The 11,777-nt window shown below is 33.4% G+C and carries 9 protein-coding genes and 1 tRNA gene; 6 read left to right on the top strand and 4 right to left on the bottom strand.

The features are described 5' to 3' along the window. Positions 1 to 53 precede the first annotated feature (53 nt). Both H7350_RS04200 and H7350_RS04195 read left to right on the top strand, forming a co-directional pair. Complete coding sequence (locus H7350_RS04200) at positions 54 to 2,813, top strand: PD-(D/E)XK nuclease family protein (protein WP_204344610.1); 2,760 nt, start codon at positions 54 to 56, stop codon at positions 2,811 to 2,813. Beyond that, positions 2,813 to 3,655, top strand: coding sequence for an alpha/beta hydrolase family protein (locus tag H7350_RS04195; RefSeq protein WP_235989254.1), 843 nt, complete (start codon positions 2,813 to 2,815; stop codon positions 3,653 to 3,655). Before H7350_RS04200 ends, H7350_RS04195 begins: the two co-directional genes overlap by 1 nt. Here H7350_RS04195 and H7350_RS04190 read toward each other — a convergent pair. The 3 genes from H7350_RS04190 to H7350_RS04180 form a co-directional block, all read right to left on the bottom strand. Then, on the bottom strand, positions 3,652 to 6,012 hold the full coding sequence (locus H7350_RS04190) for a hybrid sensor histidine kinase/response regulator (protein WP_204344608.1): 2,361 nt from the start codon (positions 6,010 to 6,012) through the stop codon (positions 3,652 to 3,654). The genes H7350_RS04195 and H7350_RS04190 overlap by 4 nt on opposite strands. 336 nt (positions 6,013 to 6,348) lie before the next feature. Further along, positions 6,349 to 6,422: transfer RNA gene (locus tag H7350_RS04185), tRNA-Ala, on the bottom strand. Between the two features lie 8 nt (positions 6,423 to 6,430). Continuing rightward, positions 6,431 to 7,225 (bottom strand): universal stress protein, encoded by a 795-nt coding sequence (locus tag H7350_RS04180; RefSeq protein WP_204344607.1) that lies wholly within the window; start codon positions 7,223 to 7,225, stop codon positions 6,431 to 6,433. 74 nt (positions 7,226 to 7,299) lie between these two features. Between H7350_RS04180 and H7350_RS04175 the strand changes: the two genes are divergently transcribed. The 4 genes from H7350_RS04175 (at position 7,300) to H7350_RS04160 (ending at position 10,482) form a co-directional block, all read left to right on the top strand. Further along, on the top strand, positions 7,300 to 7,800 hold the full coding sequence (locus H7350_RS04175) for a GNAT family N-acetyltransferase (RefSeq protein WP_204344606.1): 501 nt from the start codon (positions 7,300 to 7,302) through the stop codon (positions 7,798 to 7,800). After that, positions 7,797 to 9,131: an MATE family efflux transporter gene (locus tag H7350_RS04170; RefSeq protein ID WP_204344605.1), complete on the top strand. Its 1,335-nt coding sequence runs from the start codon at positions 7,797 to 7,799 to the stop codon at positions 9,129 to 9,131. Before H7350_RS04175 ends, H7350_RS04170 begins: the two co-directional genes overlap by 4 nt. Positions 9,132 to 9,263: 132 nt before the next feature. Further along, positions 9,264 to 9,716, top strand: a complete 453-nt coding sequence (locus H7350_RS04165) for a 6-pyruvoyl trahydropterin synthase family protein (protein ID WP_204344604.1) — start codon at positions 9,264 to 9,266, stop codon at positions 9,714 to 9,716. Positions 9,717 to 9,726: 10 nt separating this feature from the next. Then, on the top strand, positions 9,727 to 10,482 hold the full coding sequence (locus H7350_RS04160; RefSeq protein ID WP_204344951.1) for a metallophosphoesterase: 756 nt from the start codon (positions 9,727 to 9,729) through the stop codon (positions 10,480 to 10,482). Here H7350_RS04160 and H7350_RS04155 read toward each other — a convergent pair. After that, on the bottom strand, positions 10,479 to 11,777 hold the full coding sequence (locus H7350_RS04155; RefSeq protein ID WP_204344603.1) for an MFS transporter: 1,299 nt from the start codon (positions 11,775 to 11,777) through the stop codon (positions 10,479 to 10,481). The genes H7350_RS04160 and H7350_RS04155 overlap by 4 nt on opposite strands.

Genomic DNA, 11,777 nt, shown 5'->3' with positions numbered 1-11,777 from the left:
TAAATAACTAAAAAAACGCTCCGAATTATCGGAGCGTTTTTTATTTTTATACTATGAGAACTTTCATAGATGACGTCATTTTAGATTTAATAAAAAAGAACCACGACCTTTCTCAACTTACCTTTGTATTACCCAGCAAACGAGCAGGAACTTTTCTTAAATATGCCATTCCTAAACACGTTAAAAAAACATTATTTTCTCCTGAAATAATCTCTATTGAAGAATTCGTTGAAACACTTTCTGATTTTCAATATGCTACAAATGCCGAATTACTTTTTGAATTTTATGATGTTTATCTCAAACATACACCCAAACAACATATTGAATCATTTGATCAGTTTTCTAAATGGGCACAATTGCTATTACAAGACTTTAATGAAATAGATCGATATCTCATACCTCCCAATGAGGTGTTTGATTATCTCACTGCAATTAAAGAAATAGAACATCATCACTGGTCTTTAGATGATGAACCAACCCAATACATCAAAAATTATTTACAATTCTGGAATCGTTTAAAAGTCTATTATACCGAGTTTCAAAAGCAATTAACTACTAAGAAAAAAGCATATCAAGGACTGGTTTACAGAGAAGCCGTCAACGCTATAGAACAATACATAGCGCTCAACGCGGATACAACATTTGTATTTGTTGGTTTTAACGCCTTAAATAAAGCTGAAGAACTAATTATTCAAGAGTTATTACATCAGGATATGGCTCACATTTACTGGGACATAGACCAACACTTTATTGATAGTTCGTTTCATGATGCCGGACTTTTTACAAGGTATCATAAATCTAATTGGAAATACTTTGAAAAGCAAAATTTTAACTGGATCACTGATTATTATTCAGAAAATAAAGACATCCATGTCATTGGAGCACCAAAAAATATAAGTCAGGTCAAATATATTGGAGAACTCATTGGTACTATTTATAAACAAAAAAACACGCTACAAAATACAGCTGTTGTTTTAGGCGATGAGACGCTTTTATTACCGCTACTCAATTCAATACCAAAACATGTAGGAGCTATCAACATAACCATGGGATTACCGCTAAAAGTAATTCCTTTAGCATCCTTATTTGAATCCTTATTTGACATTCATAAGTCAGTATCTTCAACAGTGTATTACAAAAATGTCATTGATGTGCTTTCAAACCAATATATCAATGCTGTCTTTGAAACTGAAACCTCAAATGAGGCAGAACATATTATAAACCATATTCAACAACAAAATAAAGTTTACCTCACACTTGAAGAGTTAAAATCATTATCTCCCAATTATAAATTACTAATTGAAATACTATTTGGTTCATGGCAAAATCAACCCAAATTAGCAATTCAAAACTGTATCAGGCTTATTGCTATACTCAAAACAAATCTGGATAAAAATAAATCTGATAATCTATTACCACTAGAGTATTTATACCGATTTCAGCAAGTGTTTAATACATTAGAAACTTTAAATGCCTCATTTTCTCATGTAACAACAATTGCTACACTATTTAGTATTTACCGTGAACTCCTTAAAAGCGAAACCTTAGACTTTAAAGGTGAACCACTTAAAGGTTTACAAATCATGGGGATGCTTGAATCTCGGGTTTTAGATTTCGAAACGGTAATAATCACCTCGGTAAATGAAGGCGTGTTACCTGCTGGTAAAAGTCATAATTCGTTCATCCCTTTTGATGTTAAACTAGAAAAAAAATTGCCAACTTATAAAGAAAAAGATGCTGTTTATACGTATCACTTTTATCATCTTTTACAACGTGCTAAAACAGCTTATATTCTATATAATACCGAACCTGACGTTCTAAATGGAGGTGAAAAAAGTAGATTTATAACACAATTAGAGGTTGAAGACATTCACAATATAAAATCTTATATAATTTCAGCACATGTGCCTTCCATAGAACAAAAATTGCGACAAATTAAGAAAACACCTGAAATAATCAACACGCTAAAAAAAGTGGCTGAAAAAGGATTTTCGCCATCGTCATTAACCAATTATATTCGTAATCCAATCGATTTTTATTACGATAAAATTTTAGGAATTAAGCAGTATGAAGAGGTTGAAGAAAATGTCGCTTACAACACTTTAGGTACTGTTATTCATAATACACTTGAGGATTTCTATAAACCATTAGAAGGACAATTTCTCAGTATAGAATTGATAAAAGGTATGAAATCGAAAATTTCGGCAACTGTGTCTCATCATTTCAAAGCCGAATTTAAAGAAGGTGATATTACAAGAGGCAAAAACCTCATCATTTTTGAAATTGCTCAGCGTTATATTTCGAACTTTTTAAACCTTGAAATTGATGACCTCAAACAAGGTCATACGATTAAAATTATAGCGATTGAAACTAATAACAAAGTAGCTATACATATAGATGATATCACAACAACTGTATCTCTAACTGGCAAAGTTGACCGCGTAGATGAATATGATGGCACCTTAAGAATTATAGATTACAAAACAGGACGGGTTGAGCCAAGCAAAGTTCATGTCACTAATTGGGAAGATATCACTACAGATTATGATAAATACAGTAAAAGTTTTCAGGTATTGATGTACGCTTATATGATGTATAAAAGTAACTTCATTTCCTTACCTGTTGAAGCAGGTATAATTTCTTTTAAAAGCTTAAGTTCTGGAGTATTAAAATTTGCTAAAAAGATTCCTCAAAGTAATTCTAAAGATTATGCCATTACTTCTGAAACATTAGATGCTTTTGAAATAGAACTCAAAAGACTAATTTCAGAGCTTTATAATCCTGATATAGATTTTATTGAAAAAGAGGTATGATGAAAACAAAAAATCAAGTTCTATATCGAGACCATAAAAAGCCCATTGTATGGGATGCATTTTTTAAATCTAACGGAACACCAAAACCCATTGTTATATTTTGTCATGGTTATAAAGGTTTCAAAGATTGGGGCGCCTGGGACTTAGTTGCTAAATGCTTTAGTGAACATGATTTTTTCTTTGTAAAATTTAACTTTTCTCATAATGGAGGAACAGTCGACAATCCTATTGATTTTCCAGATTTAGAAGCTTTTGCTGAAAATAATTATTCAAAAGAACTTGATGACTTAGATGACATGCTAAACTTTATCGCTTCTGAAGCATTTGAATTTAATCATGAAATAAATATTAATGATATAACACTGATCGGACACTCCAGAGGTGGCGGAATAGCGATATTAAAAACTTCCGAAGACCAACGCATTACTAGATTAATCACTTGGGCAAGTGTCAGCAGCTTTGGAAAACGAATCTCAACAACAGAAGGTTTAGAACAGTGGAAAAAAGATGGTGTCAAGTACGTTTTAAACGGAAGGACAAAACAACACATGCCGCATAACTATCAATTTTATGAAGATTTTAAAGCTAATGAACAGCGTTTGGATATAGAAGCAGCGGTTAAACGCATTACAACTCCAGTGCTTATCATTCATGCAAAAGGGGATCCTACGGTAGCATTTGACGAAGCTGAAATTTTAAAAGCCTGTAACTCTAACCATAACCTTTTTCCTATTGAAGGTTCAAATCACGTCTTTGATGCTAGACATCCATGGACACAAGATAAGCTGCCGGAAGCCTTACAACTCGTGGTTGAAGAAAGTATCAGCTTTATTAAAAATTAAGCAATTTTAAGCTTCGGTTGTACATGACAGGCTTCCATCTTTTTAAATAACACGTCTTTATTGATAGGTTTGGTCATATAATCATTCATACCTAAAGCCATGACTTTTTGCTGAGTTTCTTCCGTAGCATCAGCAGTAACAGCTATGATTGGTATCTCACTAATAGTAAGACCTAATTGTCCGCTTCTAATAATTTTAGTGGCTTCATAGCCATCCATTACAGGCATTTGAAGATCCATTAATACGATATCAAAAACATCATTTTTTAATGCTTCTAATGCTTCCTGACCATTATTTACAACAAAAAAGCTCATTTGAGAATTGGTCGCCAACAACTTTTTTATCACCATTTGATTCATCTTATTGTCTTCAACCACTAAAACATGTTGCTTTAGTTTAGCGTTTTGACTAATCTGTGCATTAGGTGCTTCAACGTCTTCTATATACTGTAATGGTAACTCAATAAACACATTGGTTCCTTGTTCTAATTTACTTTCAATTTGAATGGAACCCTCAAATAATTCAACTAAATGTTTAACGATTGTTAATCCCAGACCTATACCACCAAATTGACGCTTGTGATTTAAACGCATTTGATTGAAACTATCAAAAACGTTCTTTTTACTGTTGTCGTCCATACCAATTCCTGTGTCAGATATTTGAATTGAAAAACGAGAGATCTGATTGGGTTGGGTAGAGCATTTTAATTTAAACTTAATATGCCCTTTTTCAGTAAACTTTACAGCATTACTCAACACATTATTAATAATTTGTATAAAGCGCTCAGCATCTCCAATAATTGTAGTAGGAATTTCATAATCGATATCAAACTTATAACTTAGGCCTTTTTTCTCTGCTTCAGATTTCCAGTTATTACTAATTTGATTCACTAATAACGACGGGTTAAACACTTCATGTTTAAGCTTAAGTTCATTCTTTTCTATCTTTTCAAAGTCTAAAATATCATTAACATTGCTCAATAAACTTAATGAGGCATTTTTAATAACTTGATATTGCTCTCTGTCTTCTAAAGCATGTTTGGGGCTTTTTAGTTCTAATTCGGCAATGCCCATAATTGCATTTATAGGCGTACGTAATTCATGACTAATATTAGACATAAAGTAAGTTTTTAACTCACTTATTTCTTCAGATTTCCGAAGAGCTTCTTCTTGTGAATGCTCTTTTTCTTCCCGTAATCTTCTCAGTAAATTTGTCATGGATAAGGATAAGAAAATGACCTCAAAACCAGAACCAAATTTAGCACTGTTTAAAGTGTAGAAATTATTAGGAATTAAACTTAAATTATTCATCACAAACCCTAATAAACCAAGTACTAAGAAAAATATTCCAACAGAAAAGTAAGGATCAATAGACATACGTTTAAAACGCATTTTTAATACTGTTGCTAAAATTAGAATTAAGCTAAATAAACCATTCACATTACTTATTGGGTAAACTAATTCTAATGTTTTCGGACTTATAAATACCATTACAAATAGAACGGCTAAAACGACATAAATAACATTATAGGCTCTTTTAAATGATGCCAGTTGCATATCTATTTTTAAGAAATACTCACAGTATTTTAATAGGAAAAAATTAGATGATAATGCTGTAATCAGAACAGCTCTACTATTTAAAAACCCGCCTTCTGGTAATATGTATTGAAAAATAAAACCATCTAGTGCTGCCTGCATTAATCCAATAGAAAACACATAAATACCATAGTATAAAAAGGTTTTTTCTCTGAGGCTTGAATAAAAGAATAAGTAAATAATACTAGCCAAAAAGAGTAGTCCATAAAACAGTCCTAAAAACAATTGTTGTTTATAATTCATCATCCAAAAAGACGATTCGTCATAAAGGTTTAAAGGCATATTAATAGTTTCTCCATCACTTTTAAAATGCAAATAATACTCTTGTACCGCATTGGGTTGCAGCGTAATTTTAAAAACGGTAAGTCTGTGTGCTACTTGGCGTTCAGAAAAATTAATTTGATCGCCACTTTTAAATACTTCAATTTCAGATTCTGAAACATGATACAAATTTGCAATATCTGTAATTGGTCTTGCCGTCTCTAAATAATACGTTTCTTGTTCATCAGACGTATTTTCGAGTTGAAATCGAACCCAGAAATTATCAGATGTAAATCCGACACTTTGATTTTCTGACTGAAGTGTAGCAAATTCTAATGATCTATCTTCGATTAATTCATCGATACTAAGTTCACGATCCTGGATGTTAATAAATTCGGCGTACTCGTAAAGTTGACCTTTACTGTTTTGCGGATTGAATGGTAAGTCTTGAGCATAAACGCTAAGACCTAATAAATAGGTAAATAGTAGTGTTAGTTTCATGTTTGGGGCATTTAACTGTGAACAACATACGAGAAAAAAAACAGTTAAGCTTTTTTAATAGGCTAAAAATCGACAAATCACCTATTTATGGGATGTAATTCATTTTCTTGCTGCAAAAAAACACAATAATTACTCCCTAATACCTTTAAAAGTATTTGATTTAAGAATACAAAACCAAGCTTGGACATGCTGATTTTAATTGTTGTAAAGCACAACATAATAATTGTTGTTTTGAAATTGTTTGCTTCTGAAAGGAGAACATCTTGTATAAAATGATACTAGTAACGTTTCAAAATGAAAAAGACTAGAACAAATGTTCAGGTGATCTGTTTACTGTGGAGCATATCGGATTCGAACCGATCGCCTCTACGCTGCCAGCGTAGCGCTCTAGCCAAATGAGCTAATGCCCCAATTTATATTATTTTAACCCGCCTAAAACTAAAACGGGTAAAGCGCTACTAAAATCTTTTTTTAAGATGGTGTTCTTTTCCCATTTTTTTACGAAAAACCCACGTTTTCGCCTCACTACACATAATAAATCTGGGTTATTATTTTTATAGTGTTCTAGAACACCTTGATAGGTTGTGGCATTTTCAGCAATAGTAGTATTCGTGATTAAACGGGACAAGTCGTCGTTAATATCAAAATCACCTTCATTGTGATATGGTGTCTTTACTAATAGTAAATTTAAAACCGCTTTAAATTGATTTTTAATAGCTTTCAGCGGATCTAAAGCATTTTCTTTTTTTATAACTGCCGATTTAACCGCTAATAATATTTTAACAATAGGTTTATAAACATACCCTTCCGGAACAATCAATGCAGGTATATTAGTTTGCTTTACAATCTTTCCAGATGTTTTACCTAAATACACTTCATCTTTAATCGAGTTGGTTCTAGGCTCTAATATAATTAGGTCTACGTTTAAAGCTTTACAAGCCAATTCTATAGTATCTACAAGTTTTCCTTTAAATGTTTTAATAATAACATCAACGCCTTTGGTGTCTATTTTAGAAACATGTCCTTTTAAAAAGGCAAGACTTTCACGCTCTAAAATATGATCTACCTTAATCATGGTACCAGCTTTAGTATAAACATTATATATCTGCACAACATATAATTTAGCACCAAAAGCTCTAGCAAAATCAACAGCATATTGTAAATGACTTTCGGCATTTTTAGAGGAACCAACAGGAACAAGAATAGACTTCATAATAAAATATTTAAAAGTAACTTTGTATAAATATTGGGCAAAGGTAACTAATTATGACTTTATTATAATTGTAAATGATTCGTAAAGCAACTTTTAATGATGTAGAGAATATTATAAATATGACCAAAGCGTGTGCGAAACATATGATAAGCAATGGTATTTTTCAATGGAACGAACACTATCCAAATCCGACTGCTTTTGAAAATGATATTCAGAGAAACGAACTTTATGTTCTAAATATAGAAGACACCATTAGAGGTTGTGTGGTTGTGTCAACTTTAATGGACGAAGAATATAGTCCTGTGAGATGGCTAACGCCTAATGAGCATAATATGTACATCCATCGCTTAGCTATTCATCCTGAATTTCAAAGACAAGGCTATGCTCAAAAGCTTATGGATTTTGCTGAAGGACTTGCTAAAAAACAAAAAGCGACTTCTATTCGTTTAGATACATTTTCTCAAAACAAACGCAACCAAATATTTTATGAACTTCGAGGATATCAACGCCTGGGAAATATTTATTTTCCGAAGCAAAGTGAACATCCTTTTTATTGCTACGAATTAATCATTTGAAAACAGACATCACGTTAAAAAATATCAATAAACTGGCCATTCCTGCATTAATTTCGGGAGTCGCCGAACCAATCTTGTCGCTTACCGATACCGCTATTATTGGAAATGTCGATTATAATGCTGCCGAATCTTTGGCTGCTGTTGGTATTGTTGGAACCTTTATTTCGATGCTCATTTGGGTGTTAGGGCAAACCAGAAGCGCCATATCCTCAATCGTGTCTCAACATTTAGGTGCCAATCAATTAGATAAGGTAAAAAACCTTCCTGCTCAGGCCATTTTTATCATTACATCAATTAGCATTTTAATCATTATAGCAACCTTACCTTTTGCTTCTGGAATTTTTAAACTCTACAATGCTTCAGGTTTAATTTTGGATTATAGTGTTGATTATTATGGTATTCGTGTTTTCGGATTTCCGTTTACCTTATTTACGATTGCGATTTTCGGAACATTCAGAGGGCTCCAAAATACCTTTTATCCTATGATTATAGCCATCATTGGTACAGTCGTTAATATTGTTCTGGATTTTGCTTTTGTTTATGGAATTGAAGGTATTGTAAGTCCGATGCACATCAAAGGAGCCGCTTGGGCAAGTGTCATTGCTCAAATCGTTATGGCATTATGTTCTGCTTATTATTTGCTAAAAAAAACAGATATTTCATTATGTATTACATTTCCGTTTAATACAGAAATTAAGAATTTCATTATCATGATTCTTAATCTTTTTGTTAGAACCTTAGCACTTAATGCAACACTTTATTTTGCGACCAGATTCGCAACATCCTACGGAACAGAATATATTGCAGCCTACACCATTGCAATCAATTTATGGTTTTTAGGCGCTTTTATTATCGACGGTTATGCCAGTGCTGGTAATATCCTCTCTGGAAAACTTTTAGGTGCAAAAAACTATTCAAAACTTATAGAATTAAGCCGGTTTTTAACTAAATGTGGTATTGGCGTTGGAGTCCTTCTGGCCATTACTGGCTTCCTTTTTTATAATAGCATTGGAGGTGTTTTCACTAAAGAACAGGCTGTTTTAGAACAGTTTTATAAGGTATTCTGGATTGTATTACTCATGCAACCTCTATGTGCGCTCGCCTTTATTTTTGACGGCATGTTTAAAGGCATGGGTAAAATGAAATTTTTAAGAAACTTACTGCTGCTCTCTACAGGCTTGGTGTTTATACCTATCTTATTTCTACTAGACTATTTTGAGCTGAAATTATATGCTGTCTTTATTGCTTTAACTATATGGATAATCGCCAGAGGTGTGCCACTAATTATAAAATTCAGACAACTATTTTTGTCCCTTTCACAAAAGACGTAACTTTGGTCTAAATTCGACTTTAAAAATTAGTACTATGGACATCATGTCATTTGTAAGTGGAAACGGTTTATTTCTTATTTTAGGAATCGTTTTAGTTATTGTTTATTTCTACAACCGCAATAAAAGACGCTAATGAGCAATATTCGTATCACAAAGCAGTTTTCTTTTGAAACTGGTCATGCGCTTTACGGTTATGACGGAAAATGTAAAAACGTTCATGGTCATAGCTACAGATTGGATGTTACTGTTATTGGACAACCTATAAGCGATCATTCTAATGTGAAATTTGGGATGGTGATTGACTTTAGCGATCTAAAAAAAATCGTGAAAGAAGAAATCGTCGATGTTTTTGACCATGCTACTGTATTTAATAAAAATACACCTCATGTTGAATTAGCCAAAGAACTGGAAGATCGAGGCCATAATGTGCTTTTGGTAAATTATCAGCCAACGAGTGAAATGATGGTGATTGATTTTGCTGAAAAAATAAAACAACGCTTACCCCATAATATCAAATTACATTCATTAAAGTTACAGGAAACAGCAACCTCTTATGCACAGTGGTTTGCTTCAGATAATGACTAGTCCTACCAACATAACCATTCCGAAGGGAAAGAAAATTTATTTTTCTTCAGACAATCATTTAGGTGCACCAACAAAAGAAGCGTCATTACCTCGTGAAAAGAAATTTGTTGCCTGGCTTGATGCAATTAAGACAGATGCTGCTGCTATTTTTTTGTTAGGCGATTTGTTTGATTTCTGGATGGAATACAGACGTGTGGTTCCGAAAGGCTTTACAAGAACCCTCGGAAAGTTAGCCGAAATTTCAGATTCAGGAATTCCTATTTACTACTTTGTTGGCAATCATGATTTATGGATGAATGGCTATTTTGAAGAAGAACTCAACATTCCGGTATATCATAAGCCAAAAGAATTTACATTTAACAACAAAACTTTTTTTATTGGACATGGCGATGGCTTAGGGCCTGGAGATAAAGGCTATAAACGCATGAAAAAAGTGTTTACAAACCCTGTTTGTAAATGGTTATTTAGACGCTTGATACATCCTGATTTTGGGATGCGTATTGGACATTATATGTCGGTAAAAAACAAAATGATTTCTGGTGACGAAGATGCTAAATTTTTAGGTGAAGACAACGAGTGGCTGGTACAGTATTGTAAACGAAAGCTAGAAACCAAGCATCGCGATTTTTTTGTGTTTGGTCACAGGCATTTACCGATGGAAATTGACCTCAATGACAGGTCGCGTTATATCAATCTGGGCGACTGGATTCAATATTATACCTATGGTGTGTTTGACGGTGAGCGTTTTGAATTAAAAACCTACTAAACCTCATCTTCCTTTTCATGTTCTTCGATATCCTTTGTTAAGTCTAATTTTGGAAAGGATGGAATAACCACTCCTGTCATTAAAACGGTATACAAAGTCATAGTTCCTCCAAAAACAACAGCACTAACAGTTCCCATATATTTAGCTGTAACACCGCTCTCAAAAGCACCCAATTCGTTAGACGATCCAACAAACATAGAATTTACAGACGACACACGACCTCTCATATGATCTGGTGTTTTTAGCTGAAGAATGGTTTGACGAATCACCATAGACACGCCATCAAACACACCACTAAAGAATAGTGCCGTTACAGAAATCCAAAACACAGAAGAAAGTCCAAAAATGATAATACACAGACCGAAGCCAAAAATGGCAACCAAAAGTTTTAAACCAGCCTTTTTACTAATCGGAATATAAGCCGTAACCAACATGGTTAAAAATGCACCAACCGAAGGCGCAGCAACGATAAGACCAAAACCTTGAGATCCTACTTTTAGGATATCTTCAGCAAAAACAGCTGCTAAAGCAATCGCACCACCAAATAATACCGACACCATATCTAAAGTTAATGCGCCTAAAATGGCTTTGGTTTTAATCACAAAATTGATACCTTCTTTTAAACTTTCCATGACAGGTTCGCCAATTTTAGGGTTCAAAATAGGCTTTCGTTTTATTTGAAAAAGCATAAGTAACGAAAACAAAACTAATCCAAAAACAATACACAAGGACCAATGTACACCTCTCTGATCATCGACGCCTCCACCTAGCCAGCTAATTGAAAATCCTGCAAAAGCAACACCTAAAACACGAGCCATTTGCCAGGTTGAACTGTTCCATGTGGCTGCGTTAGGATATATTTTTTTGGGAACAATAAGGGCAACTAATGAAAATATGGTCGGACTAAAAAAAGAACGCAGTAAGCCTCCAAAAAATACGAGTGCATAGATGCAGTATAAAATGGTTTTAACAGACCAACTTTGTGAGATGCTTTCTGACGTCAACCAAAACAAGCCAAAACTAATTAATGAAAATGCAGCAATACAAATTGCTAAGAGGTTCCGTTTTTCTTTTTGATCGACAATATGACCTGCAAACAGTGCCATTGTTAACGCAGGAATGATTTCCATCAAACCAATTAATCCAATATATAAAGGATCGCTTGTTAACTTATAGACTTGCCATTCAATAATGACAAATTGCATAGACCATCCAAAAATTAATGCAAAGCGCACCACCAGAAACATATTAAATTCTCGATATCGCAATGCAGCGTAGGGATCTTTCTTTTCCAT

This window comes from Psychroserpens algicola, from assembly GCF_014526325.1.
Classification (GTDB): domain Bacteria; phylum Bacteroidota; class Bacteroidia; order Flavobacteriales; family Flavobacteriaceae; genus Psychroserpens; species Psychroserpens algicola.
Note: the sequence above shows the minus strand (reverse complement) of the source record. Positions and strands in the feature narration are given on the sequence as shown.